The sequence below is a fragment of the Janthinobacterium agaricidamnosum NBRC 102515 = DSM 9628 genome (assembly GCF_000723165.1).
GTDB lineage: Bacteria > Pseudomonadota > Gammaproteobacteria > Burkholderiales > Burkholderiaceae_D > Janthinobacterium > Janthinobacterium agaricidamnosum.
The window spans coordinates 4,880,480-4,905,983 of the sequence record NZ_HG322949.1 but is presented as its reverse complement, the minus strand read 5'-3'; the positions used below and the strand labels follow the sequence as shown (position 1 = coordinate 4,905,983).

29 protein-coding genes are annotated in these 25,504 nt (G+C 60.7%); 18 read left to right on the top strand and 11 right to left on the bottom strand.

What is annotated here, in order from left to right:
- Window positions 1-35: 35 nt before the first annotated feature.
- Complete coding sequence (locus tag GJA_RS21075; protein WP_038496195.1) at window positions 36-1,079, bottom strand: type IV pilus twitching motility protein PilT; 1,044 nt, start codon at window positions 1,077-1,079, stop codon at window positions 36-38.
- 116 nt (window positions 1,080-1,195) lie between these two features.
- Between GJA_RS21075 and GJA_RS21070 the strand changes: the two genes are divergently transcribed.
- The gene (locus tag GJA_RS21070) at window positions 1,196-1,897 is read left to right on the top strand and encodes a YggS family pyridoxal phosphate-dependent enzyme (protein WP_038496193.1); all 702 of its coding nucleotides are present in this window, start codon (window positions 1,196-1,198) and stop codon (window positions 1,895-1,897) included.
- A 49-nt stretch (window positions 1,898-1,946) separates the two neighbouring features.
- Window positions 1,947-2,795 (top strand): pyrroline-5-carboxylate reductase, encoded by an 849-nt coding sequence (gene proC / locus GJA_RS21065; RefSeq protein WP_038496191.1) that lies wholly within the window; start codon window positions 1,947-1,949, stop codon window positions 2,793-2,795.
- Window positions 2,796-2,871: 76 nt separating this feature from the next.
- Here the strand turns inward: proC and pdxR are convergent, their stop codons facing one another.
- Window positions 2,872-4,389: a MocR-like pyridoxine biosynthesis transcription factor PdxR gene (gene pdxR, locus GJA_RS21060; RefSeq protein WP_038496189.1), complete on the bottom strand. Its 1,518-nt coding sequence runs from the start codon at window positions 4,387-4,389 to the stop codon at window positions 2,872-2,874.
- Between the two features lie 94 nt (window positions 4,390-4,483).
- Between pdxR and GJA_RS21055 the strand changes: the two genes are divergently transcribed.
- Entirely contained in the window at window positions 4,484-6,043 is a 1,560-nt protein-coding gene (locus tag GJA_RS21055; RefSeq protein WP_081905518.1) for an FAD/NAD(P)-binding protein, read from the top strand.
- A 4-nt stretch (window positions 6,044-6,047) separates the two neighbouring features.
- The gene (locus GJA_RS21050) at window positions 6,048-7,268 is read left to right on the top strand and encodes a multidrug effflux MFS transporter (RefSeq protein WP_038496187.1); all 1,221 of its coding nucleotides are present in this window, start codon (window positions 6,048-6,050) and stop codon (window positions 7,266-7,268) included.
- Between the two features lie 87 nt (window positions 7,269-7,355).
- Here the strand turns inward: GJA_RS21050 and GJA_RS21045 are convergent, their stop codons facing one another.
- The 5 genes from GJA_RS21045 to GJA_RS21025 form a co-directional block, all read right to left on the bottom strand.
- Window positions 7,356-7,682 carry a hypothetical protein gene (locus GJA_RS21045; RefSeq protein ID WP_144241612.1) on the bottom strand — a complete coding sequence of 109 codons (327 nt, stop codon included), beginning with the start codon at window positions 7,680-7,682 and terminating at the stop codon, window positions 7,356-7,358.
- Entirely contained in the window at window positions 7,679-8,053 is a 375-nt protein-coding gene (locus GJA_RS21040; protein ID WP_038496184.1) for a phage holin family protein, read from the bottom strand. The genes GJA_RS21045 and GJA_RS21040 overlap by 4 nt, the downstream gene beginning before the upstream one ends.
- Before the next feature lie 24 nt (window positions 8,054-8,077).
- Window positions 8,078-8,449, bottom strand: a complete 372-nt coding sequence (locus tag GJA_RS21035; RefSeq protein ID WP_081905517.1) for an ElaB/YgaM/YqjD family protein — start codon at window positions 8,447-8,449, stop codon at window positions 8,078-8,080.
- Window positions 8,450-8,566: 117 nt separating this feature from the next.
- Window positions 8,567-9,421: a 4-hydroxybenzoate octaprenyltransferase gene (gene ubiA / locus GJA_RS21030; RefSeq protein WP_038496181.1), complete on the bottom strand. Its 855-nt coding sequence runs from the start codon at window positions 9,419-9,421 to the stop codon at window positions 8,567-8,569.
- A gap of 68 nt (window positions 9,422-9,489) precedes the next feature.
- Window positions 9,490-10,425: a hydrogen peroxide-inducible genes activator gene (locus GJA_RS21025; RefSeq protein WP_038496180.1), complete on the bottom strand. Its 936-nt coding sequence runs from the start codon at window positions 10,423-10,425 to the stop codon at window positions 9,490-9,492.
- A gap of 189 nt (window positions 10,426-10,614) precedes the next feature.
- Here GJA_RS21025 and GJA_RS21020 point away from each other — a divergent pair, with 189 nt between their 5' ends.
- A complete protein-coding gene (locus GJA_RS21020; RefSeq protein ID WP_038496178.1) occupies window positions 10,615-11,091 on the top strand; it encodes an adenylyltransferase/cytidyltransferase family protein in 477 nt (158 codons plus the stop codon).
- A gap of 7 nt (window positions 11,092-11,098) precedes the next feature.
- Here the strand turns inward: GJA_RS21020 and trmL are convergent, their stop codons facing one another.
- Together trmL and GJA_RS21010 are read right to left on the bottom strand one after the other, a co-directional pair.
- Entirely contained in the window at window positions 11,099-11,569 is a 471-nt protein-coding gene (gene trmL / locus GJA_RS21015) for a tRNA (uridine(34)/cytosine(34)/5-carboxymethylaminomethyluridine(34)-2'-O)-methyltransferase TrmL (RefSeq protein ID WP_038496176.1), read from the bottom strand.
- A gap of 43 nt (window positions 11,570-11,612) precedes the next feature.
- Window positions 11,613-12,353 (bottom strand): ComF family protein, encoded by a 741-nt coding sequence (locus tag GJA_RS21010; protein WP_038496174.1) that lies wholly within the window; start codon window positions 12,351-12,353, stop codon window positions 11,613-11,615.
- Between the two features lie 59 nt (window positions 12,354-12,412).
- Between GJA_RS21010 and GJA_RS21005 the strand changes: the two genes are divergently transcribed.
- The 7 genes from GJA_RS21005 to GJA_RS20980 all read left to right on the top strand — a co-directional run bounded on the left by GJA_RS21005 (window position 12,413) and on the right by GJA_RS20980 (window position 18,537).
- The gene (locus tag GJA_RS21005) at window positions 12,413-13,336 is read left to right on the top strand and encodes a methyltransferase domain-containing protein (RefSeq protein ID WP_038496172.1); all 924 of its coding nucleotides are present in this window, start codon (window positions 12,413-12,415) and stop codon (window positions 13,334-13,336) included.
- A 501-nt stretch (window positions 13,337-13,837) separates the two neighbouring features.
- Window positions 13,838-15,046 (top strand): cytochrome c oxidase subunit II, encoded by a 1,209-nt coding sequence (coxB, locus tag GJA_RS21000; RefSeq protein WP_038496170.1) that lies wholly within the window; start codon window positions 13,838-13,840, stop codon window positions 15,044-15,046.
- A 13-nt stretch (window positions 15,047-15,059) separates the two neighbouring features.
- Window positions 15,060-16,655: a cytochrome c oxidase subunit I gene (gene ctaD, locus GJA_RS20995; RefSeq protein ID WP_038496168.1), complete on the top strand. Its 1,596-nt coding sequence runs from the start codon at window positions 15,060-15,062 to the stop codon at window positions 16,653-16,655.
- 72 nt (window positions 16,656-16,727) lie between these two features.
- The gene (locus tag GJA_RS28360; protein WP_218008471.1) at window positions 16,728-16,835 is read left to right on the top strand and encodes a cytochrome oxidase small assembly protein; all 108 of its coding nucleotides are present in this window, start codon (window positions 16,728-16,730) and stop codon (window positions 16,833-16,835) included.
- A gap of 1 nt (window position 16,836) precedes the next feature.
- Complete coding sequence (locus GJA_RS20990; RefSeq protein WP_038496166.1) at window positions 16,837-17,394, top strand: cytochrome c oxidase assembly protein; 558 nt, start codon at window positions 16,837-16,839, stop codon at window positions 17,392-17,394.
- 14 nt (window positions 17,395-17,408) lie between these two features.
- Complete coding sequence (locus GJA_RS20985) at window positions 17,409-17,621, top strand: DUF2970 domain-containing protein (RefSeq protein WP_038496164.1); 213 nt, start codon at window positions 17,409-17,411, stop codon at window positions 17,619-17,621.
- A gap of 37 nt (window positions 17,622-17,658) precedes the next feature.
- On the top strand, window positions 17,659-18,537 hold the full coding sequence (locus tag GJA_RS20980) for a cytochrome c oxidase subunit 3 (protein WP_038500656.1): 879 nt from the start codon (window positions 17,659-17,661) through the stop codon (window positions 18,535-18,537).
- Between the two features lie 74 nt (window positions 18,538-18,611).
- Here GJA_RS20980 and GJA_RS20975 read toward each other — a convergent pair whose 3' ends face one another.
- Window positions 18,612-18,812, bottom strand: a complete 201-nt coding sequence (locus GJA_RS20975; RefSeq protein ID WP_038496161.1) for a twin transmembrane helix small protein — start codon at window positions 18,810-18,812, stop codon at window positions 18,612-18,614.
- Between the two features lie 37 nt (window positions 18,813-18,849).
- On the opposite strand from GJA_RS20975, the gene GJA_RS20970 reads away from it, so the two are divergent.
- The 6 genes from GJA_RS20970 to GJA_RS20945 are packed head-to-tail and all read left to right on the top strand — an operon-like array spanning window position 18,850 to window position 23,926.
- Window positions 18,850-19,569 (top strand): SURF1 family protein, encoded by a 720-nt coding sequence (locus tag GJA_RS20970; RefSeq protein ID WP_038496159.1) that lies wholly within the window; start codon window positions 18,850-18,852, stop codon window positions 19,567-19,569.
- A gap of 58 nt (window positions 19,570-19,627) precedes the next feature.
- Window positions 19,628-20,176, top strand: a complete 549-nt coding sequence (locus tag GJA_RS20965) for an SCO family protein (RefSeq protein WP_242404681.1) — start codon at window positions 19,628-19,630, stop codon at window positions 20,174-20,176.
- Window positions 20,177-20,182: 6 nt separating this feature from the next.
- Entirely contained in the window at window positions 20,183-21,346 is a 1,164-nt protein-coding gene (locus tag GJA_RS20960; protein ID WP_038496156.1) for a COX15/CtaA family protein, read from the top strand.
- Complete coding sequence (cyoE, locus tag GJA_RS20955; protein WP_038496154.1) at window positions 21,343-22,236, top strand: heme o synthase; 894 nt, start codon at window positions 21,343-21,345, stop codon at window positions 22,234-22,236. The genes GJA_RS20960 and cyoE overlap by 4 nt, the downstream gene beginning before the upstream one ends.
- 4 nt (window positions 22,237-22,240) lie before the next feature.
- Entirely contained in the window at window positions 22,241-22,825 is a 585-nt protein-coding gene (locus GJA_RS20950; RefSeq protein WP_038496152.1) for an SCO family protein, read from the top strand.
- Between the two features lie 54 nt (window positions 22,826-22,879).
- Window positions 22,880-23,926 (top strand): AI-2E family transporter, encoded by a 1,047-nt coding sequence (locus GJA_RS20945; protein ID WP_038496150.1) that lies wholly within the window; start codon window positions 22,880-22,882, stop codon window positions 23,924-23,926.
- Window positions 23,927-23,932: 6 nt separating this feature from the next.
- On the opposite strand, the gene GJA_RS20940 is transcribed toward GJA_RS20945, so the two are convergent.
- Window positions 23,933-25,273: a hemolysin family protein gene (locus tag GJA_RS20940; RefSeq protein WP_038496148.1), complete on the bottom strand. Its 1,341-nt coding sequence runs from the start codon at window positions 25,271-25,273 to the stop codon at window positions 23,933-23,935.
- Between the last annotated feature and the right edge of the window lie 231 nt (window positions 25,274-25,504).

The window sequence follows — 25,504 nt, the reverse complement described above, 5'->3', positions numbered from 1 at the left end:
CCTTGTTGAGCCGGCTAAATGGCGAGGTCGTGCTCTCAGCCGGGAAAGTTATCGGGCGTCTTGGCGGCGGCACGCGCGGCGGCGGCCGAAATCACGTTGCGGCGCACCAGGTCGGTCAGGGTCTGGTCCAGCGTCTGCATGCCGACATTGCTGCCGGTCTGGATCGCCGAATACATCTGGGCGATCTTGGCTTCGCGGATCAGGTTGCGGATGGCCGGCGTGGCGACCATGATTTCATGCGCGGCGACGCGGCCGCTGCCATCCTTGGTTTTCAGCAGGGTTTGCGAAATCACCGCTTGCAGCGATTCAGACAACATCGCGCGCACCATTTCCTTTTCATCGGCCGGAAACACGTCGACGATACGGTCGATGGTCTTGGCGGCGGACGAGGTATGCAGCGTGCCGAACACCAGGTGGCCGGTTTCGGCGGCCGACAGCGCCAGGCGGATGGTTTCCAGGTCGCGCAATTCGCCGACCAGGATCACGTCCGGGTCTTCGCGCAAGGCGGAGCGCAGCGCATTGTTGAACGACAAAGTGTGCGGACCGACTTCGCGCTGGTTGATCAGGCATTTTTTGGAGTCGTGCACAAACTCGATCGGGTCTTCGATGGTCAGGATGTGGCCGTATTCGTTTTCATTGACGTGGTTCACCATCGCCGCCAGCGTGGTCGACTTGCCGGAACCGGTAGGGCCGGTCACCAGCACCAGGCCGCGCGGTTTCAGCGCCAGGTCGGCGAAGATGCGCGGGCAATTCAAGTCTTCCAGGCTCATGATCTTCGACGGAATCGTGCGCAGCACGGCCGAGGCGCCGCGCTCCTGGTTGAAGGCATTGACGCGGAAGCGCGCCAGGCCGGGAATTTCGAACGAAAAGTCGACTTCCAGTACTTCTTCATACGCCTTGCGCTGGCCATCGTTCATGATGTCATAAATCATGCCGTGGACTTCCTTGTGGTCCATCGCCGGCAAATTGATGCGACGCACGTCGCCATGCACCCGTATCATCGGCGGCAGGCCGGCGGACAGATGCAAGTCGGAAGCTTTATTCTTGACGGAGAATGCGAGTAGTTCGGAGATGTCCATTTATAATCCCTGTGCCTGCAATATTGGCGGCGCCTGCCAGCAGGACGCCGCCGTTTCAGGGCGCAAGTCCCGGGGAAGCTCACCGGTGTTGCTTTACATTACCCTGCAAAATGATTATGTCCACAATCGACCACAACTTGCAAGCAGTCCATCACAGTATTCTATCCGCCGCGCAAGAGGCCGGCCGGCCCCCCGAGGCTGTTTCCCTGCTGGCGGTGTCCAAGACGTTCGGCGCCGACGCGGTGATCGCGGCGGCCGGCGCCGGCCAGCGGGCCTTTGGCGAAAACTATCTGCAAGAAGCGCTCGACAAGATCGCGGCCGTGGTCCAGGCCTTGCCGCAGGCAAATCTGGAATGGCATTTCATCGGTCCGATCCAGAGCAACAAGACCCGTCCGATCGCCGGGCATTTCGACTGGGTGCATACGGTGGAACGCGAAAAAATCGCCCAGCGTTTATCGGAACAGCGGCCCGAAGGCATGATGCCACTCAATATTTGTTTGCAAGTGAACATCAGCGGCGAGGCCAGCAAGAGTGGCGTCAGGCCGGCCGACTTGCCGCAACTGGCGCATTACGTGGCCGCTTTGCCGAATCTGCGCTTGCGCGGCTTGATGGCGATTCCGGAACCGGCCGACGACTTCGACACGCAGCGCATCGCGTTTCGCCAGTTGCGCCTGCTGTACCAACACTTACAGGCCGATGGCCTGGCGCTCGATACCTTGTCGATGGGCATGTCGGCCGATCTGCGCGCGGCGGTGCTCGAAGGCGCCACCATGGTGCGGGTCGGCAGCGCGATCTTTGGCGCGCGCCATTACGCCTGATGATACAACCTGACTTCAGCCATTTCATTCACTTTTGCGGAGCGCGTCCATGAGTAACACCGAATTGAAGATAGCCTTTGTCGGCGGCGGCAATATGGCGTCGGCACTGATCGCCGGACTGGCCGGCAAGCTGACGCCGGGCCGTCTTATCCACGTGATCGACCCGCATCCCGACGCGCTGGACAAATTGCATACCCAGTTCGGCGTCACGACCGCCCATGCTGCAAGCGCAGTCTTGTCCGGCATGGATGTGATCGTGCTGGCGGTCAAGCCGCAAAGCATGCGCGAGGTGGCGGCGCAATTGTTGCCGTACCTGGAGGCCGCGCAAACCGGCAAGGCGCCGCTGGTGTTGTCGATCGCCGCCGGCATCCGCGCCGCCGACCTGTCGCGCTGGCTCGGCGCTTATGGCGCGATCGTGCGCTGCATGCCGAATACGCCGGCCTTGATCGGACTCGGCATTACCGGCATGGTGGCCAGCCCGGGCGTCGGCGTGGAGCAAAAAGAGGCCGCCGATGCGATCTTGAAAGCGGTCGGCGCCACCGTCTGGCTCGATAGCGAAGACTTGATCGATCCGGTGACGGCGGTGTCCGGCAGCGGCCCGGCGTATGTGTTTTATTTCATCGAAGCGATGCAGGCGGCGGCGGCCGAACTGGGCTTGAACGCCGAACAGGGCCGGCAACTGGCGCTGGCCACCTTTGTCGGCGCGTCGCAACTGGCGGCCCAGTCGAGCGAACCGGTGTCGCTGTTGCGCGAACGCGTCACGTCCAAGGGCGGCACCACCCATGCGGCGTTGAGCAGCATGGAAAACAGCGGCATCAAGCAGGAAATCGTCGAAGCGGTCAAGGCGGCGGCGCGGCGCGGCAAGGAGCTGGGCGATGAGCTGGGGCGGGCCGGCTGAGGCGGCGCCAGGCGCTGCGCGTCGTCGCTTGAAGAATGCTTGAAAAACAGCGCCGCCGCGTCCGGCCGGTGCGCCATCAAGCCGGCCGGTGCTCGCGCAGCAGGCTGGCCAGCAGCTTGGCGCCGTAGCGCGCCTGCGCCATCGTCAGCGCCGTGTAACCGACGATGACGGCGGGCGGCAAGCGGATGTCGCTGCACAGGCCACGCAATCCCTGCAGGTACAGGCCGGCCGCGGCGGCGCGCTGGCAAAATAGGGTTTCATCGCAGCCGTCCGGCAGCCACAGCACGAAATGAAAGCCGGCTTGCTGGCCGCTGACGCTGTAACATCCAGCCGCATCGGCCTCCAGCACCGCCAGGATCGCATCGCGCCGTTCCTGGTAGGCGCGCCGCGCCGAACGCAGGTGGCGCACGAATGCGCCATCGGCCAGCCACGAGGCCAGCGCCAGTTGCTCCGTCACGCCGACCGAGCGGCCGGTGGTTTGCCATAGCGCCAGCAGGCTGGACTTGAGCCGCGGCGGCACGACGGCGAAGCCCACGCGCAGGCCGGCGAACAAGGTCTTGTTGAAACTGCCGCAGTAAATGACCCGGTTGCCACGGTCCAGCGACTTCAGCGCGGCCAGCGGTGCGCTGACGTAATTGAATTCGCTGTCGTAATCATCTTCGATAATCCAGGCGTCGCGGCTGTCGGCCCATTCCAGCAACTCCAGGCGCCGCGTCACCGACATCGTGACACCGCTGGGCGACTGGTGGGCCGGCGTCACGTAGACCAGCCGCGCGTCCGGATGGCTGGCCAGCTGCATGCACTCCATGCCCTCGCCATCGACCTCTATCGGCGCCAGCACGGCGCCGGCCATGCCGAAGATCTGCCGCGCCGCCGGATAGCCGGGATCTTCCACGCACACTTTATCGCCCGGACGCAATACGCTGCGCGCGATCAGGTCGAGCGCATGGCGTATCCCGGTGAGCACCACGACATCGTCGGCGACGCAAGGCAGGCCACGGTACTTGCGCAGGTAGTCGGCGATCTGTTCGCGCAGCGCCGCCAAGCCGCTGCGATCGGCGCAGCACAGTATTTCGGCGCTGGCGCCGCCCAGCGCCCTGGCGATATGGCGCGACCAGGTCGGCACCGGAAACAGCGCCGGATCGGCAAGCCGCGCGACGAACGGCACGCCGGTCTGCACGCTGAGGTCTATGCCGCGCTCGCCTCTGCCGGCCGCCGCGCGCGCGCGCCGCTGCGCCGGCGTTGCCGCCTGCCGGATGTTGGTGGACGGTACGTCGTGCGCCGCCATCAGGTAGCTGTCCGGCACTACCGCGCTGACGCGGGTGCCGGAACCCGGCGTGCGCGACAGATAGGCTTCCGAACACAGCCGGTCATACACGATTTCCAGCGTGCCGCGCGACAGGCCCCAGCGCTGCGCCAGCGTGCGGGTGGACGGCAGCCTGCCGCCCGCCGGCAGCAGCTTGCCCAGAATGGCGTCGCGCAGCGTTGCATACACGATGTCTTGTTTATTGCCGCCCAGCACTTCACCGGGCGCGCCCTGCAACGCCGCCGGCCGGGGTAAATCCAGGGTTAATTCTACTTTTCCGCGCGCCATACTGGTCCAATGCTCTTTTTAATAAATGGTACTTAGAATTAGACCATACCACCTCTAAAATTGCAAAATTCTTAATTCTTTCCCAAAGGAAACAATGACGGTATTTTGTGACCAACGATTTACAGTGGCGGTAGTGGGGGCGGGAGGTGCTAGCGTTGCCTTCCTGCATCAGATAGTGTCGTCGATGGACCCGCAGCAGGCTGCATCGATACGCCTGGTGGTATTCGAGCCGCGCGAAAAAATAGGCCCGGGCCTGGCGTATCAGGAAGATATCGGCACCGCGCTGCTGAACCGGAATGCGGAAACCATGTCGGTCTCGGCCAGCGACTTTTCGACCTTTTCCGCATGGCTGCGCTGGAAGGCGCACCATGAAGACGAATTGCGTTCCGTTTCCGATACCGACCTGGCTGCGGCGTATGTGCCACGGCCGACGTTCGGCCGTTTCTTGCATGACTTCTTTCTCGAAACCTGCGCCGCCGCCCTCAAAAAAGGGCTGAAAATCGAAGTTGTGCACAACTCCGTTGACTCGATCCGGCGCGAAGGACGTTATCAAATCCGTTATGCGGACCAGGTATTGCTGGCGGATTCGGTATTGCTGGCGGTTGGCAATACTGGCTCACGCGACCATTACCAGCTGCAAGGCCACGCGCGTTTCATCGGCAACCCTTATCCGCTGTCGCGCCAGGTGTTGCCGTTGCGCGGGGCCGAGCGCATTTGCATCATCGGCAGCGGCCTGACCGCGGTTGACATTGCGGTCACGCTGGCGGCGCAGGGTTTTGGCGGCGTCATCGACATGGTGTCGAACAGCGGCCATTTGCCGTTCGTGCGGGGCCTGCAGGGCCCGCAGCACCAGTTGCGCCACCTGACCCGCGCCGCGCTGGCCAGCCTGACCCGGGATGCTACCCGGAAAAGTTCCTTGCGAGCCGTGTTCCGTTTGCTGCGCGCCGAATTGCGCGCTGTCGGCTGCTGCTGGCGCGGGCTGCTGTTCGACCGTGCCACGCCGGTCGACCGGCTGCGCAGCGAAGTCGCGGCCGCAGGGCAAGTGCGTTCCTGGCAGCGGGTGCTGGCGGCGACCAATGACGTGATCGAACAAGCCTGGCACGCGTTGCCGGCGTCGGACCAGCAACTGGTGATGAAGCGCTTTGCGCGCGCGTGGATGGCGCGCCGTGCGCCCATGCCTGCCAGCAACGGCCGCACGCTGCTCAATATGATCGAGGCAGGCCAACTGTCGTTGCTGGCCGGCGCGCCATCGTTCGAGCGCGGCGACGCCGATTGCCTGAGCGCGGTCCATGCCGATGGTGCGCAGCACCGCTACGATTATGTGATCAATGCGACCGGCGCCGCCAAATGGGTGGAATGCAAGCAAGACTCGCCGCTGGTCTGGCAATTGCTGCAAGACGGCTATGCGGTGGCGGATCCGCGCGGCGGCATCCGCGTCGACTTCGTCACCGGCGCCGTGATCGACGAAGACAATGAGCCCGACTGGAATATGCGCGCGCTGGGCCACCTGACCAGCGGCACCTACTTTTTTGTAAGTTCTCTGGAAATGATTGCGCGGCGTGCCCAGCACATCGCGGATGATGTACTGTCTTCGCTTGCGCCGCGCCACGACGCTATGTGTGCAGCACACGCCGCGACTCCTCTACTGGATTGATGCCATGCAAAAAAACAATATACTGAAACCCTGGGCCTGGACCGCGATCCTGTTGCTGGTGGTCTGCCTGCCGCGCGTGACCATCGACGCCTACCTGCCGTCGCTGCCGGCGATGGCTGACGCCCTGCATGCTACCGATGCGCAAATGCAACTGACGTTGACGCTGTACATGGTGGGGTATGCCGTGTCGATGCTGATTTGCGGCCCCTTGTGCGACCGGGTCGGCCGGCGGCCTGTGCTAATCTGGGGCACGCTGCTGTACGTGGCCGCAACGATCGTGTGCGCCATGGCCAACAACGCGGCAGTGATCATCGTGGCCCGCATGTTCCAGGCGCTGGGTGGCTGCAGCGGCACCGTGGTCGGCCGCGTCATGGTGCGCGACAAGTTCGACAAAACTGTCCAGGCCGGCATGCTGAGCCAGATTTCGATGGGGATGGCGCTGTCGCCGATCATCGCGCCGCTGATCGGCAGCATGATCCATACCCTGCTGGGCTGGCGCTGGGTGTTCATCGGACTGGGTTTGCTGGGGATTATTTCGCTGGCCTTGATTGCCTTGCTGCTGCCGGAAACCCGTCCCGCCGCCCAGGCGGACGCGCCGCGCGAGAGCGCATTGAGCATCTACCGCCGCTTGCTGGGCGACGCCTATTTCCTGCGCTATGCGCTGGCGATCAGCTTTGTATATTGCACCTATTTTCCGTTTATCGCGGAATCGTCGGTGTTGCTGCAACGCACCATGCATCTGTCGGAAACCGCGTATGCGCTGGTGTTCGGGGTGACGGTGGCCGGCTACGTCATCGGTTCCAACCTGTTCCGGCGCCTGTCGGCGCGTTATCCGGCCGACCGCCTGATTTCGTGGGCGGTGGGGGTCAATATAACGGGAGCCATGCTGCTGATGGGCGCCACCACGTTTTACCCGCTGGCGCTGCCGGCGATAGTCGCGCCGTTCATCCTGATCATGCTGTCGGTCGGGGTCGCCATTCCAGCCTGCCAGTTCGGCGTGCTGCAACCCTATGCGGCGGTGGCCGGGTCGGCCTCCGGCCTGTTTTTCTTCATCCAGATGGCGTTGACGGCCTTGTGCAGTTTTATCACCAGCTGCCTGTCGAATGGCACGGCAAGGCCGATGGTCCTGGTCACGGTGGCATGCAGCGTCGGTTTTGGCGCGGTGTGGTTCGGCTTCCGCCGGCAGGCGCAACAAGTGTCGGCGCGCGCGTCGCACCTCGCCTGAGGGGAGATTCCTACGAAATTGCACAGGGGCGGCATCGCTTTCGCCATCCGCCGTGCCCGCTGTGACGCGCCGCTTGCGACTTCAATCTCAACGATTTCTCAAGCGGCCGCCCAGGCGCTGTATTAGCGGCAAGGCGCCGTTGATGCCTTGTAAAACGGCCGTGCCGGTGCTCAGCACCGGCAAGATGCGGCCGGAGCGGGCGGCCAGCAAGCCCAGCGCGGCGCCGCCGAACAGCAGCGGAATTTTCAGCCTGGACGCAAAGCGGCTGGCCAGATTGCCCGGCTGCAGCGGCATCAGCAATTCACGGCTGGCCACGCTCAGTGCCAGGCGTTGCAGCGCGCAATCGGTGATCAGCGCTTCGCGCCGTTCTGCCAACGATAATCGGGGAATGGTGGCGGGCAGGGAGCTTTTCATCGGATTCTCCCCAGCGCCTGCATGCTGTCCAGGTCTTTATTCAGTTCGGCCAGCGTGAATGACAGCAATTTCGGTTTGTGGCGGAAATGGTGGCGCACGCCCAGCACGATGGCGACGCCCAGCGCGGCGAAGACGGCGGCGCTGACGATGATGGAGGCGATGCGGTAGCTGTCCCAGAACAGCACCAGGATCAGGAAAACCAGCAGCAGGATGGTGATGGCCATGCAAAGCATGGCCAGCAGTCCGAGCGCCAGGTAGGCGAGGAAGCGCAGCGATTCTTCTTCCATTTCAACCGCTGCCAGTTCCATGCGGGTACGGATGATCGCCACCAGCGTGGTGGCGATGCGTCCGAGCGATTGTGCGATGGCCATGATGGCGTCTCGGCGGCGGGGCGTTTATCTGCGCGCGATCAGCAGGCCGACCAGCACCCCGACGACTGCGCCGACACCGACCGAGGTCCACGGATTATCTTGCACGTAGTCATCCGTCGCCTGAGCTGCCTGTTTAGTCTTGGCCACCACGCTTTCTTCCAGCCTGACCAGGTCGTTTTTTGCCTTGCGCAAGGTGGTTTCGAATTTTTCCTTCAGCGATACCAGGCTGTCGCTGGTATCGGCGCCGGCATTGTGCAACCACTCCTCCGCTTCGCTGATGACGCCTTTTAAATCGTTCACCAGTTTTTCGCGCGCCTGATCGGCATCCGGGCCAAGGATGGAAGCGCTGTCGCTGCCATTTTTAACGGATTTTCCAGCTGCTTGTGTCGAGCTCATGAATTACCTCATCAATAGAGTGGATACCATAGAGTGTATGGCGCAATGGTACAAGTGTAAGCAGCGACTGCCGTGTGGCTTTGCGCAAACTCAATGGTGCGCGCGTGGCCGGTTTGATCAGCGCAGCGCGATGTCGATCGCCACGCCGGCAAAAACAGCCGCTCCCAGCCAGTTATTATGACGGAATGCGGCAAGACACGGCATACGCTCGCGTGCGCGTATCAGCGTGTAGTGGTAAACCGCGCAGCCGGCGGCGATGAGCAGACCGGCAACATAGTAGTAACGCAGGCCAAGTTGCCAGCCGCACACGAGCCAGATCAGCAGCGTGGCGCAGTAGCACAGCATGATGATGGCCACGTCGTAGCGGCCGAACGTGATGGCGGAGGTCTTGATGCCGATCTTCAAGTCGTCGTCGCGGTCGACCATCGCATATTCGGTATCGTAGGCCACCGACCAGAACACATTGCCCAGTAAAAACAGCCAGGCCACCGGCGGCACCGTGTCCTGGATCGCGGCAAAGGCCATCGGGATGCCGAAGCCGAAGGCGATGCCGAGGTACGCTTGCGGGATCGCGAAGAAGCGCTTGAAGTAGGGATAGGTGGCGGCGATGATGACGGCGGCGACCGACAATTGCTTGGTCAGCGCATTCAGCGGCCAGATCAGGACAAAGGCCAGCAAGGATAGCACGCAGGCGATCGCCAGCGCTTCCTTGCCGCTGATGCGGCCGCTGGTGATCGGCCGTTCGGCGGTGCGTTTGACGAATTTGTCGATATCCTGGTCGGCATAGTCGTTGACGGCGCAGCCGGCCGAGCGCATCAGGAAGGTGCCGAGCACGAAGATCAGCAGCAAATGCCAGTCCGGCACGCCTTGCTGCGCCAGCCACATGGCGCACAGTGTCGGCCATAGCAACAGCACGGTGCCGATCGGTTTATCGAGTCGTATCAGACGGAAATAGAGCGCCAGCTTGTTCATGGGGACATCGCGGGTGAGGAATCGAAGCGCGATTATCGCAAATAGTCGTGCCTCGGACTAATCCGCAATCAATCGACCGCGCACACCGTATCCACGCCCGGCAAATGACAGCCGGCAATCGCGGTGCACAGTGCATCGATCGCGGCCTTGCGCGTAAAACTCTTGCGCCACACGATGACCACCCTGCGCGACGGCGCCGGCTCTTCGAATGGCCGGTATTGCAACAAGCCATCGGTGACATGCATGTCCGGCACCGAGGCGCGCGGCAGCACGGTCAGGCCGATGCCGCTGGCGACCATGTGACGGATGGTTTCCAGCGACGAGCCTTCAAAGGTGCGCTGCATGCCATTGCCCGGCGATGAAAAACGCGCCATTTCCGGACACACTTCCAGCACCTGGTCGCGGAAACAATGGCCATTGCCGAGCAGCAGCATGTTTTCCGATTTCAAATCGTTGGCGGCGATTTCCTGGCGCGCGGCCCATGGGTGGTTTTTCGGCATCGCGACGACGAAGGGCTCGTCGTACAGGGTTTGCATGGCCATGCCGTGTTCCGGCAGCGGCAAGGCCATGATAGCCACGTCCAGCTCGCCCTGGCGCAACAGTTCCAGCAGGCGCACGGTGAAATTCTCTTGCAAAATCAGCGGCATCTGCGGCACGGTATCGATCATCGCCTTGACCAGCGGCGGCAGCAGGTATGGTCCGATGGTGTAGATCACGCCGAGACGCAGCGGTCCGGCCAGCGGGTCCTTGTTTTGTTTGGCCAATTCCTTGATGGCGGCGGTCTGTTCCAGCACCCGTTCGGCCTGGGCAATGATTTGCGCGCCCAGCGGCGTCACCGAGATTTCGGCGCCGCCGCGTTCGAACAGCACCACGCCCAGCTCGTCTTCGAGTTTCTTGATGGCGACCGACAGGGTGGGTTGGGCAACGTAACAGGCTTCGGCGGCATGGCCAAAGTGTTTCGCTCGCGCGACAGCAACGATATATTTTAGTTCTGTCAGTGTCATGAATTAGATTGAAACACACGCTATGCTTATGTGCAATGATTGCACATAACGGTAACGCCAAAGTGTGGCGCGGATAGCGTATTGTAGCGGAATGGGCCGATTTGAATCGGCGGCCGTTGCTGCCTGGCCTACAATAACCGGCGCCGTGCGCGGCCGGTCCCTATTAATCTGAGATAGCAAGATACAAGCATGCCCCAATTTGAAGACAAAATCTGCAGCCGCGAAGAGCTGGCCGCGCGCGTGGCCGCCTTGCCGAAGCCGGTGGTGCTGACCAATGGCGTATTCGATATCCTGCATCGCGGCCACGTGACCTATCTGGCACAGGCGCGCGCATTGGGCGCCTCGCTGGTGGTGGCGCTCAATACCGACGCTTCCGTCAAGCGCCTGGGCAAGGGCGACGACCGGCCGCTGAATACCTGCGACGACCGGCTGGCGGTGCTGGCGGCGCTGGAGTCGGTCAGCCTGGTGGTGCCGTTTTCGGAAGACAGCGCGCTGGAAGTGGTGCTGGAAACCCGGCCGGATATCTACGCCAAGGGCGGCGATTACGAGATGACCGCGATTCCCGAAGGCAAGGCCGTACTGGCGTATGGCGGCAGGGCGGTGGCGGTCGATTTTGAACACGACCGCTCGACCACCAAATTATTGACCAAGGTACGCCAGTCCTGACGACGTTTTAAGCGCCGCCGGCGTAGCCGTGCTGGCGCCAGGCCTCGTACACGACCACCGCAACGGTGTTCGACAAGTTCAGGCTGCGGTTGTCCGGACGCATCGGCAAGCGGATGCGCTGGGCTTCCGGGAAGGAATTGCGCAAGGCCGGGTCCAGGCCTTTGGTTTCCGAACCGAACACGAACACATCGCCAGGCTGGAAACTGGCGTTGGCGAATGGCGATGAACCGTGGGTGGTCAGCGCGAACATGCGTGCCGGATCGGGCCGGGCATCGGCGATGAACGCATCCCAGTTGGCGTGCACCTTCATGCTGGCGTAATCGTGGTAATCGAGACCGGCGCGTTTCATCTTGGAATCGTCGAGCGGAAAGCCCAGCGGTTCGATCAAATGCAGCTGCGCGCCGGTATTGGCGCACAGTCGGATGATATTACCCGTATTGGGCGGGATTTCCGGTTCTACCAAAACGACGTGAAACAAATTGCTCTCCTATCCCTGCTACGGGTTAAATTAAAAATAAACATCAATGCGGCGGCGTGCGCGCAAACACCAGGTTGCTGACCCGCGCCGCGCCGTAACGCTTGAAGGCCGCCGCCAGTTCGTTGGCGGTCTGGCCGCTGGTCAGCACATCGTCGACGATGCCGATATGGCGGCCGCGCACCAGCCAGGCCGTTTCCGGTGCGACAACAAAAGCATGCCGCATATTGCGTTGCCGTTCTTGCAGGCCGGTGCGGCTTTGCGCCGGCGTGTCAACTACCCGCACCGCCAGCGTCGGATACAGCTTCACGCCCAGCGACCGGGCCAGCGGCCGGGCAATTTCCAGCGCCTGGTTAAAACCTCGCTCGGCCAGCCGCGTCGGTCCCAGCGGCACCGGGCATAATAATTCGGGCAAGATAAAATCCGGCCGTTCCAGCAAGGCATCGCGCAGCAATTGCGCAAACAGCGGCGCCAGCGCAAGCCGGCCGCCGAATTTTAGTTGCAGCAGCAATTGGTCGACCGGCGCCGCATAATCGGCCGCGGCCAGCGTCGCGTCGAACGCCGGCGGATGGCTCAGGCAGCGTCCGCAGGCGCCGCTGCTCCCGTCCGGCAGCGGATTGGCGCACCGTGTGCAGCGTATGCGGGAGCCGCCCAGATACTGGGCGCGGCAAGGCGCGCAGAGCACGCCGTCGCAGCGGCCGCCGCACAAGGCGCACGCGGCCGGCAGCAAGGTTTGCAGCAGCGCGGCCGCGACACGGCGCGCGCTGCCCATTAAAGTGGCAGGCATCGCTTTTGCCTTGTTCCATGTACACTGCCGGCATTATCTCACCTTCATCCGATTCAGCCATGCCAGTTCCCCCAAGTCCGCCAAAAATGAGCGCGCCGATTGATGTGGTGCAAGTGCGTGAATTATTTTCACGTCCTGTGCGTATCGCCCCTTCCGATTTCCTGCGCCGCGAAGTGTCTTCGCGCATGCATGACCGGCTGGAACTGGTCAAGATCGTGCCGCGCCGGGTGCTGGATGCCGGCTGCGGCCCGGGACCGGACCTGGCCCTGCTGCAAAAGGATTATCCGGCGGCCCAGGTGATCGGTCTCGATGCCTCGGAAGAAATGGTGCGCGCGGCGCGGGCGCCGGTATCGAAAATGGCGAGTTTGAATCAGTTTCTAAGTAAATTATTACCAGCAAAATCGGGCGTCGATTTATTGTGCGGCGATTTGGGCGATTTGCCTTTTGGACCAAACAGCGTCGATTTAATCTGGTCTAATCTGGCGCTGCATTGGCATGCCCAGCCGGATCGGGTATTCGCCGAATGGCGCCGGGTATTGCGGCTCGACGGTTTATTAATGTTTTCGTGTTTTGGGCCGGATACCTTCAAGGAAATTCGCGCCGCGTTCGCCGAGGCCGACCTGGCGCCGCATGCATTACCTTTTGTCGATATGCATGATTTCGGCGATATGCTGGTCGAGACCGGTTTTTCGACGCCGGTGCTGGACATGGAAATCATTACTGTCACGTATGACACAACGTCCGCCTTGCTGGCCGACGTACGCGCCTGGGGCGGCAACCCGCTGTCCACGCGGCGCCGCGGCCTGATGGGCAAGGCCGCATGGGACCGCATGCTGCAGGCGCTGGAAGCGTTGCGCCGGACCGACGGCAAGCTGGGATTGACCTTTGAAATCATTTACGGCCATGCCTTCCGTCCCGCTCCCCGGGTCACGAAAGATGGCGCGGCGATCATTCGTTTCGATTTGCCGCGCAAGTCGAAATAAGCCTTTCAAAAAAGCGCAAGTGTTTTAATTGCATCTTGCGCCAGCGTTGTCAAAGCGATCAACAGGTGAGCACGGTTGCGTAAAGAACATTAATCCTTGATGCTTAAGTGTATTCTTGATTATAATCGTTGACTAATTTTGCCAGCTTGCAGTTGGCTTTGATAATCTGAAAAATCAAATAAAAACAAGGCGTTAATCACAGCGCCCGGTAATCTTCCGAGTACCGTCCGAGTTTAGCCGTTCGAATTGAGTCGTCCGAATTGAGTCGTCATTAGTCATTCATTACCGAGTTTTGTTCGGCGGTGGAGAAGTCCAGGGTTCCAGCCATGTCTTTGTGCGGTCGATACACACAGGGGCTGGCATGGGGCCTGCGGGTGTTAGCGCAAGATGGCCGGAAGGGCCGCGGCGCGGTTGGTGGAGGAGCGACGGCGGTCCGGTTTCCGGTATCAGCGGAGAGGACTCCGTTTAAAAATATTCTTATTTTGGGTGGTTGGGGAAAACATGAAACAAGCAAAGCGACTTCAATCGTCGATGCTCGGGCTGTTATTGACAGCGACCGGCATCTCGGCCTGGGCGGCGGCTCCGGCGGCGCCGGGCGCGTATCCCGGCACTGGCGGCCCGATTCCGCTGGAACTGAATCTGCAGGCGCCAGCCACGCAAATCGCCCATGAGATCTACGATTTGCACACCTGGATGATGATTATCTGCCTGGTGATCTTCGTGGCCGTCTTTGGCGTGATGTTTTATTCGATTTTCAAGCACCGCAAATCCCTCGGCCATAAACCGGCCACTTTCCACGAAAGCACCACCGTTGAAATCGCGTGGACCGTGGTGCCGTTCCTGATCGTTATCGGCATGGCGTTGCCGGCCACCCGCACCGTGGTCGGCATGAAAGACACGTCCAACGCCGACATCACCATCAAGGCCACCGGCATGCAATGGAAATGGGGCTACGATTACCTGAAAGGCGAGGGCGAAGGGATTGCCTTCCTGTCCAACCTGTCGACCCCGCGCTCGCAAGTGGGCGCGCCGGGCGCGCCGGCGACCGAAGCACGCGGCGAACATTATCTGATCGAAGTCGATAATGAAGTCGTGGTGCCGGTCAACAAGAAAATCCGCATGGTGCTGACCGCCAACGACGTGATCCACGCCTGGTCGGTACCGGCCTTCGGCGTCAAGCAGGATGCGATTCCGGGCTTCGTGCGCGACACCTGGTTCAAGGCCGACCATATCGGCACGTTCCGCGGTAATTGCGCCGAATTGTGCGGTAAAGAGCATGCATTCATGCCGATCGTCGTCAAAGTGGTGTCCGAAGACGACTACAAGGCCTGGGTCGACGGCAAGAAAAAAGAAATGGCGGCGCTGGCCGATGATCCGAACAAGACCTGGACCATCGATGAACTGAAAACCCGGGGCGAAAAAGTCTACACTACTAACTGTATCGTATGCCATCAGGCCAACGGCAAAGGCGTGCCGGGCGCGTTCGCGCCGCTGGATGGCTCGAAAGTGGTGAACGGTCCGAAGGCGGAACAAATTCATGTCTTGCTGAACGGACAGAAGAGCGGTGCATTCCCAGGGGAAATGCCAGCATGGAAGCAGTTGTCGGATACGGAAATTGCGGCGGTGATCACTTATACCCGTAATAACTGGTCGAACAAAGCTGACGAAAACATCGTTCAACCAGCCGAAGTCCTGGCTGCACGCAAGTAATTAGGAGCCGCACATGAGCACAAGCATTATCGATCACGGTCACGACCATAGCCACGATCACGCCCACGACCATCCGACCGGCCTGCGCCGCTGGCTGTTTGCGACCAACCACAAGGATATCGGCACGCTGTACCTGTGGTTCTCCTTCATCATGCTGCTGTCCGGCGGCGTGCTGGCGCTGATGATACGTTCGGAACTGTTTCATCCGGGCCTGCAATTTTTCCAGCCTGAATTCTTCAACCAGTTGACCACCATGCACGGCCTGGTGATGGTGTTCGGCGCCATCATGCCGGCCTTCGTCGGCTACGCCAACTGGATGATCCCGCTGCAAGTGGGCGCGTCCGACATGGCGTTTGCGCGCATGAACAACTTCTCGTTCTGGCTGTTGCCGCCGGCCGCGCTGCTGCTGGCCACCTCGTTCCTGGTGCCTGGCGGCGCGACCGCCGCCGGCTGGACGCTGTACGCGCCGCTGTCGACCCAGATGGGACCCGGCATGGACATGGCGATTTTCGCGATGCATTTGATGGGCGCGTCGTCGATCATGGGCTCGATCAACATCATCGTCACCATCCTGAACATGCGCGCGCCCGGCATGACCCTGATGAAAATGCCGATGTTCTGCTGGACCTGGCTGATCACCGCCTATCTGCTGATCGCCGTGATGCCGGTGCTGGCCGGCGCCATCACGATGACGCTGACCGACCGCCATTTCGGCACCTCGTTCTTTAACGCGGCCGGCGGCGGCGATCCGGTCATGTACCAGCACATCTTCTGGTTCTTCGGCCATCCCGAGGTCTACATCATGATCTTGCCGGCCTTCGGCATCGTCTCGCAAATCCTGCCGGCGTTCGCCCGCAAGCCGCTGTTCGGCTATGCGTCGATGGTGTACGCCACCGCGTCGATCGCGATCCTGTCGTTCATCGTCTGGGCCCATCACATGTTCACCACCGGCATGCCGGTGACCAGCCAGTTGTTCTTCATGTACGCCACCATGCTGATCGCGGTGCCGACCGGCGTCAAGGTGTTCAACTGGATCGCCACCATGTGGAAAGGCTCGATGAGCTTTGAAACCCCGATGCTGTTCTCGGTCGGCTTCATCTTCGTGTTCACGATGGGCGGTTTCACCGGCCTGATCCTGGCGGTGACGCCGATCGACATCCAGTTGCAGGATACGTATTATGTGGTGGCCCACTTCCATTACGTGCTGGTGGCCGGCTCGCTGTTTGCGCTGTTCGCCGGCTTCTACTACTGGAGCCCGAAATGGACTGGCCACATGTACAACGAAACGCGCGGCAAGATCCATTTCTGGCTGTCGCTGATCACGTTCAACATCACCTTCTTCCCGATGCACTTCCTGGGCCTGGCCGGCATGCCGCGCCGTTACGCCGATTACCCGGCGCAATTTACCGACTTCAACATGGTGGCCACCATCGGCGCCTTCGGTTTTGGCCTGATGCAGGTGTACTTCCTGTTCTTCGTCGTGTTCCCGACCATCCGCGGCGGCCAGAAAGCAGCCGACAAACCGTGGGATGGCGCGGAAGGCCTGGAATGGACCGTGCCTAGCCCGGCGCCGTTCCACACGTTTGAAACACCGCCGACAGTGAAATAACGCTGCCTTGCAGGCACGGGCCGGATCGTTGTCCGGCCCGTGCTGCCCGTCTTGATGGAATAAGCCGCTGATATGTCCGCCCCGAAAAAACCGAACAACCTGAAGACCGGCCTGATACTTGGATCGATCGCACTGCTGTTTTTTATTTCCGTGTTTGTCAAACGCATCTGGCTGAGCTGACATGAGCGAGGAACCAGGTACGGTACGCGGCCTGAACCGCAAAATGCTGGGCAAATTGATCGTCATCGCGATCCTGATGTTCGGTTTCGGTTATGCCTTGATCCCGGTCTACAGGCAGATTTGCGAAGTGATGGGGATCAACGTGCTGACCCAGAAGGATGGCACGGTCGAATACGACAAGAATACGCAAGTCGACAAGACCCGCAGCATCACCATCGAATTCGATGGCAATGCGCAAGGGCCGTGGCGCTTCCGTCCAGTGGTGTCCAGCATGACGGTGCATCCGGGCGAACTGGCCACGGTGCTGTATGAAGTGGTCAACACCCAGCCGCGCACGGTGCAGGCGCAAGCGATTCCGAGTTACGCGCCGCAGAGCGCGACGCCGCATTTCAAGAAGATCGAATGTTTTTGCTTCAAGCAGCAAACCTTGAAACCGAACGAGGCGCGGCAAATGCCGGTGGTGTTCTTCATCGATCCGGCGCTGCCGAAGGAAGTGAAGACCATTACCTTGTCGTACACCTTCTTTGAAATCGCCGGGCTCAGCCAGGCGGCCAGATAAACAAGGAAAACAGCATGAGCGCATCGAAAAACGCACCGAAACGCGCGTCGTTTTTATATTCCCTGAAGGCGGTAATCTGGTCGTTCACCGGCTTGCGCCGCAAGAGCGATTTCGAGATGGACGGGGTGAAAATCAATCCGGTGCATATCGTCATCGCCGGTTTCCTGGCAGTGGCTTGCCTGATCGGCATCTTGATATCGATCGTTCAATTCGTCGTATTAAAATAATAGAAACAATTCACCGAATAAGTTTGAGGAGATGATGATGAGTGCAACGAGTGTAACGAGTGTAATAAATCCTGCCGCACCGTATTACTTCGTGCCTGGACCATCGCGCTGGCCGATGCTGGGCGGACTGACGCTGCTATTGACGATGATAGGCGCGTCGGCCTGGGTCAACGACATTGCGTGGGGGCCGTACGTCAACTTCATCGGCCTGGCCGGCATTCTGGCGGTGCTGTATTTCTGGTTTGGCGACGCCATCGGCGAATCCGAAAAAGGCTTGTACAGCCAGCGCATCGATTATTCCTACCGCTGGGCGATGAGCTGGTTCATCTTTTCGGAAGTCATGTTCTTCGGCGCATTCTTTGGCGCCCTGTTTTATGCGCGCAGCATTTCGATGCCATGGTTGGGCGACCTGGACCACAAAGTCATCTGGCCCGATTTTTCGGCACATTGGGGCAATGCCGGCCCGGCCGGGACGGTGCAGGAATTCAATACCATGGGACCATTCCCGATTCCCACCATCAATACCGCCTTGCTGCTGCTGTCCGGCGTGACGCTGACCATTTCGCACCACGCGCTGCGCCTGGGCCAACGCGGCAAGACCGCGCTGTTCCTGGCCGGCACCATCTTGCTGGGCGCGGTCTTCATGGGTTTCCAGGTGTATGAATACATGCACGCGTACAGCGAACTGAACTTGAAACTGACGTCCGGCATCTACGGCTCGACCTTCTTCATGCTGACCGGCTTCCACGGCTTCCACGTGACGCTGGGCGCGATCATGCTGTCGGTGATACTGTACCGCGTGTTGAAGGGCCACTTTACCGCCGACAACCACTTCGGCTTCGAAGGCGCGGCCTGGTACTGGCACTTTGTCGACGTGGTCTGGCTGGGCCTGTACGTCGTCGTCTACTGGTTATAATGGCCGCATGACCCGCGGCGGGGCGACCCGCCACGAGAAGCCGTATGCGGGGCAGCCTGCGTACGGCTTTTTTATTAGCGTATGCCGGTCGGGGTGATGTAGCCCAGCTTGTAGCCCAGCAAGATCAGCAGGAACAGGGTGATCGAGAAACCGACCCGCACGGCCAGCGCCTGGACTGTGCGGTTGCTCTTGCCTTTGTCGCGCATCAGGTAGAACAGCGCCGATCCGAGGCTGCCGAGGATCAGGATGAAAGCGATGGCGACGACGATTTTCATGGCGGCAGAGGTTTATCTTTAATGAAGGCCTATTGTAATGCGTATCCGCTTCCGTTTTCGATGGATTCCCTTGATCGCCACGCTGTTGCTGGTGATACTGGGCGTGTCGCTGGGCCAGTGGCAAGACCGGCGCGCCGCGCAAAAACTGGCGCTGGAAGCGAAGCTGAACGCCGGTCATGCGGCCGCGCCGCTGCAGGTCGGAGCGACCAGGCTGGCGCCGGAGGCCGTGGAGTTTCGCAAGGTGACCGTGACCGGCGAATTCGTGCCGGACTGGGTCCTGTACCTGGATAACCGTCCGTACCAGGGCCGTGCCGGGTTTTATGTGCTGATGCCGTTTAAAATAAGCGGCTCGTCGATGCACGTGCTGGTCGAACGCGGCTGGCTGCCGAGAAATACCCAAGACCGTTTGCATTTGCCCGACTACAGCACCCCATCCGGCACCGTGACGATTGAAGGCGTGGCGCGGCTGAATGCCGGTCATGTGATGCAGCTCGGCAGCACGCCGCCTTTGACACCGAAAGCGATCGTGCAAAATGCCGATGTCGGACAAGTGAGCACGGCCAGCGGACTGGCCCTGCAGCCGTTTATCATCGAGCAAACCGGCGCCGTGCCAGCCGGCGAATTGCTGGTGCGCGACTGGCCGGCGCCGTCGCTGGGCGTGGAAAAACACCGTGGTTACGCCTTCCAGTGGTATGCGCTGGCGGTGATGGCCTTTTTATTTTTCGTTTTGACAGGATTTCGACGTGGAACTCAATAAACCGGCAACACCGCAGGATCTGGCGAAACAGCAAAACAGCGGCCGTTTGAAGCTGCTGATGGTGCTCGCCGTCTGCGCCTTTCCGATTGTCGCCTCGTATTTCACTTATTATGTGATCAAGCCTACCGGTCGCAATAATTACGGCGCGCTGATCGATCCCCGCCAGTATCCGATCCCGCCGGCGCTCGGCATCGTCACGCTGGATGGCAAGCCGTCCGGCCTGGACGCCTACCAGGGTAAATGGATCATGTTGCTGAGCGCCCCGTCCGATTGCCAGCAGGCATGCAAGAAGCAATTGTTCGCGATGCAGCAGCTGCGCTTGATGCAAGGCAAGGAAATGGAGCGCCTGGAACGGGTCTGGCTGGTCACCGACGATCAGCCGCTCGACACCATCGTCATGCGCGAATTCGACGGTACCCATATACTGCGCGTGCCGGCCGCGTCGCTGAAGGCGTGGCTGCCGGTCGAGGCGGGCGGCAATAGCGCCGACCATCTGTATATGATCGACCCGCTGGGCAATTTGATGATGCGGTTCCCGAAAGACGCCGACCCCGGCAAGGTCAAGAAAGACATCAGCAAATTACTTAAAGCTTCCGCGATCGGTTAATTTTTCATGCATTTATCTTCATTGGCCCAGCTGGGCCTGACCGGCTTGCTGGTCGCCTTGTTGCCACTCACCTTGGTCTGGGTCTCGTCGGACGCCAACAAATACCGCAAGCTGGTCTGGGTTGCGGTGTTCCTGACCTTCGACCTGATCATGTTCGGCGGCTTTACCCGCCTGTCCGATTCCGGCCTCGGCTGCCCGGACTGGCCCGGTTGCTACGGCCTGGCCAATCCCTTCCTGGCGCATGAACATATCGTCGCCGCCGAAGCGCTGATGCCGGATGGCCCGGTGACGCTGGCCAAGGCATGGATCGAAATGATACACCGCTACGTGGCGATGGCGATCGGCGTGCTGACCGTGGCGATGATGGGGCTGGCCTGGTGGCACTGGCTGAAAAAGCGCCGTCCCGAATTCGCGCCATGGCTGCCGACCGGGGTGTTTTTCTTTATCTGCCTGCAAGGCGCGTTCGGCGCCTGGACCGTGACGCTGAAATTGCAGCCGGTGATCGTCACGATGCACTTGTTGCTGGGGATGGGACTGCTGGCCTTGCTGGCCTGGCTGGGCGGGCGGCAAGATAACGCCATCGCGCCATTGCTGTCGGCCAGCAGCCCGCCGCGGCAAATGCGCGCGATCCGCAACCTGGCGCTGATGTCGGCCGTGCTGTTGCTGATCCAGATCGCGCTGGGCGGCTGGGTCAGCACCAATTATGCGACGCTGGCGTGCACCGATTTCCCGCTGTGCCAGGGTAAAGTCATTCCAGACATGGATTTCGAGCATGGTTTCCACCTGTGGCGCGAACTGGGCAAGACCGCCGCCGGCCACTATTTGCCGTTTTCGGCGCTGGTGGCGGTGCACTGGGTACACCGCAATTTCGCCTTCATCCTGGCGCTCGGCCTCGGCTACACGGCTTACCGCGCGTGGCGCCATGCCGCGCTGCGGCGCACCGCGCGCTGGATCGCCATCGTGCTCGCCGTGCAAGCCTGCACCGGCATCGCGACGATTTACCTGAACTGGCCGCTGGCGATCGCGGTTTTGCATAACGGCGGGGCGGCGCTGCTCGTCTTGTTACTGACCATGTTAAACTACAAGGTCAGGTTTCAACTCGATATAACGCGCAAGACCGCGTCCGACGCCGCATCCACGCAAGTTCCGCCAGTAAAACATCACCAATGACGACCCAGACAGCAACCCGTAAGTCTTCCCCTCGCATCGCCCAGTACTGGGCGCTGACCAAGCCGCGCGTGACGCAGCTGGCGGTATTTTGCGCCGTCATCGGCATGTTCCTCGCCAGCGATGAGTTGCCGGAGTGGCATCTGGTGGTGGCCGCCACGATCGGCATCTGGCTGCTGGCCGGCGCGGCGTTTGCCGTCAATTGCCTGGCCGAACGCGAAATCGATGCGCGCATGGCGCGTACCGCGCGCCGTCCGATGGCGATGGGCGACATCACCGTGATGCAAACCGTGGTGTTCGCCGCCGTCATCGGCGGCGCCGGCATGTGGGTGTTATATACCCTGGTCAATCCGCTGACGATGTGGCTGACCTTCGTCACCTTCGTCGGTTATGCGGTGATCTACACCATGCTGCTGAAACCGGCGACGCCGCAAAACATCGTCATCGGCGGCCTGTCCGGCGCGATGCCGCCGGCGCTGGGCTGGGCCGCCGTCGCCAACGACGTGCCGATGCAGGCGTGGCTGCTGGTCTTGATCATCTTTGTCTGGACCCCGCCGCACTTCTGGGCGCTGGCGCTGTATCGCCGCGACGATTACGCCAAGTCCGGCTTGCCGATGCTGCCCGTCACGCATGGCTTGAAATTCACCCAGTTCCACGTCTGGCTGTATTCGATCGCGCTGGCCGCCACCACCCTGCTGCCGTATGCGGTGCACATGAGCGGCTTGATTTACCTGGTGTCGGCGGTCTTGCTGAACGCGGTATTCCTGTACCATTCGTGGAAAATTTACCGCCATTACACCGACTTGATCGCCCGCAAGGCGTTCGCTTATTCCATCGTCTACCTGTCGCTGCTCTTCGTGGCCCTGCTGGTCGACCATTATTTGCCACTGTGATCCCATGAAAAAACTGCTCTCGCTGTTATGTCTGTCCTTCCTGCTGGCCGCTTGCGGCCAGTCGGCCGCGCCCAAGCTGGAATTCAAGAATACCGACTTGACCGGCCTCGATTACGCGCGCGATTTCGCGCTGACCGACCATACCGGCAAGCCGCGCACGCTGGCCGATTTCAAGGGCAAGCTGGTGGTGATGTTCTTCGGGTACACCCAGTGCCCGGACGTGTGCCCGACCACCATGGTTGAAATGGCGCAAGTGATGAAGCAACTGGGAACGCAGGCCGACCAGGTGCAAGTGCTGTTCGTCACCGTCGATCCGGAGCGCGACACGCAAGCGTTGCTGGCCCAATACGTGCCGGCGTTCGACCAGCGTTTCATCGGCCTGTACGGCGACGCCGCCGCCACCGCCAAGGTGGCCAAGGAATTCAAGGTGTTTTACTCGAAGGTGGAAGGGCCGACAGCGGACAGCTATACCGTCGACCATACCGCCGGCACCTATGTATTCGACCGCAACGGCAAGATTCGTTTGTTCATCCGCAATGGCCAGGAAGTGACTCCTATCGTCCACGACCTTAAACTTCTGCTATCCTAAGCTTAGGCACTCGCCAGTCGAGTGCCTCACTTTATAGCAGAAAGGTCGTACCGCATGGAAAAACGCTTCGAACCTTTCTTCAAACTGGCAGCCGTCATCTTCCTGTTGATCGGCTGTTTTTACGTCTTGCAGCCTTTCCTCGCGGCAATGCTGTTTGCCGCCTGCGTCAGCGTTTCGGTCTGGCCGCTGTATCTCTTCCTGCTGAACCGCCTGAAAGGCCGACGTAACCTGGCTGCCAGCATCATGACGGTGTCGCTGGTGCTGATCATCGTGGTGCCGCTGGTGCTGGTGACATATAACCTGGCCGACAATGTGTCGCGCATCTACGATCAAAGCCGCGCCATCATCGACAGCGGTACGCTGGCGCCGCCAGGCTGGCTGGTCAGTATTCCGCTGGTCGGCGAGTCGATCGACAGTTATCTGCGGCGCCTGATCGGCGACCGCGACGAATTGCTGGAGCTGGCCAAGAACTTGCTGGAACCGGCGCGCCATTTCTTGCTGTCCAGCGGCATCGTGCTGGGCAGCGGCGTGGCGCAAACCAGCCTGGCCGTATTCGTCAGTTTCTTCCTGTTCCGCGACGGAGTAAAACTCAATCAAGTATTGATGACGGGCATGAAACGCGTCATCGGCGACAATGCGCCCGGCGTATTGCTGACCGTCAGCCGCACCGTGCGCGGCGTGATGTATGGCTTGCTCGGTACCGCGCTGGCGCAGGCGCTGGTGGCGGTGCTGGGTTTCCTGATCGCCGGCGTGCCGGCGGTGGCGCTGCTGGGCATCGCCACCTTCATCCTGTCGCTGATACCGGTCGGTCCGCCGCTGGTGTGGGGCGGCGCGGCGATCTGGCTATTTAATCAAGGCCATACCGGCTGGGGCATCTTCATGCTGGTGTGGGGATTGGTGCTGATCAGCGGCGTCGATAACGTGGTGAAACCGTTGCTGATCAGCCGCGGCAGCAGCTTGCCATTCCTGCTGGTGCTGCTGGGCGTGCTGGGCGGGGTGCTGGCGTTCGGTTTTGTCGGCATCTTTATCGGCCCGACCTTGCTGGCGGTGCTGTACAGCCTGCTGCAAACCTGGACCGGCGACTTGCCGCCAGACAATTAACGAGATTTAATCGCGCTGGTCGGGGTCTAAATCGCGTTCGGCTTTTGGAATCACCTTGATCAGCACGATGCGCGGGCCGTTCATCTTTTTGACGACGATATCGAAATCGACGAAGGTGATGCGCTGGCCCTGTTTCGGGATATCGCCCAGCTTGACCATGATCAGGCCGCCGACCGATTCGACGTCTTCCAGTCCCAGTTCCTCGTTTTCGATATCGATGCCGAGGATGCGCTCCAGCGAAAAGATCGGCAGGCTGGCCTTGCCGATCAGGGTGCCGTCGGCTTGCTTGAGCCAGTCGTTTTCATTCAGGCGGAATTCATCGCGGATTTCGCCGACCATCGCGCCAAGCAAATTATCCAGCGTAATAAAACCTTGCGGGCGTTTGCCTTTTTCGCCGATCAGCGCAAAATGCGGCGCGCCGTCGCGGAAGCGGCGGAACAGTTCCAGCGCCGGCGTACGCGCCGAAATGATATCGACCGGCCGCAGGAACGGCAGCATCGAGGTGATCGGCTTGCCCGCTTGCTGCGCGAAAAACAAGTCCTTCAAATGCACCACGCCCAGCACGTCGTCGCCATTCTGGTCGAAATACGGGTAACGGCTGAAGCGGTTGCGCAACACCGTGTTCAAATTCTCTTCCAGCGACTTGTTGGCATGCAAGGCGATCACTTCATTGATCGGGCGCATCAGGTCGGATACCGTCATTTGCTCGAAATCCAGCGATTGCGCCAGGATGTTGCGCTCGTCGCGGGTGAATTTCTCGCCCGGCTGGCTGGTGCGCAAGATCAATTTCAATTCATCGGTCGAATAATGCGAATCGTGGCCGCCCTTGCTGCCCAGGCCGGCCAAGCGCAGCACCCAGTTGGCGCTGGCGTTCAACAGATAGATGGCGGGATACATGGTCCAGTAAAAACCGTACAGCGGCAGCGCGCTCCACAGGCCGACGGCTTCCGGATTGCGGATCGCCATCGATTTCGGCGCCAGTTCGCCGACCACGATGTGTAAAAAGGAAATCACCAGGAAGGCGATCACGAACGACACGCCATGGATCAATTTTTCCGACGTGACGCCGGCCAGCGAAAACAGCGGTTCGAGCAGGCTGGCAAACGCCGGTTCGCCGACCCAGCCGAGGCCCAGCGATGCGAGCGTGATGCCGAGTTGGCAGGCCGACAGATAAGCGTCGAGTTCGCCGTGCACGATACCGAGGATGCGACCGCGCAGGCCTTGGGTTTTAGCGATGGCGCGGACCCGGGTGCGCCTTAAAGTGACGATGCCGAATTCGGCGGCAACGAAGAAACCATTGAGCGCGACCAGGAACAGGGCGAGCAAGACTAACAAGGCATTGTGCATGTTTGCGCAATAGAGATTGGCTGTTAAAACATGCATATTAAACGACGATGGCGGCCAGATCCTAATTTTTGCGCAACGGCGCGCGCCTCGCTCATCGCTTTTTGTGACGCGCAATGCCGGCAATGGCCTGATCCAGCATCCGTTGAGAACACTATTCAGCCGGTTTGTGCTGAAACAAGCCGAACCATGGATAAGGGTACAGACTGGATTTTTTCTGATTTCCTTCTCATT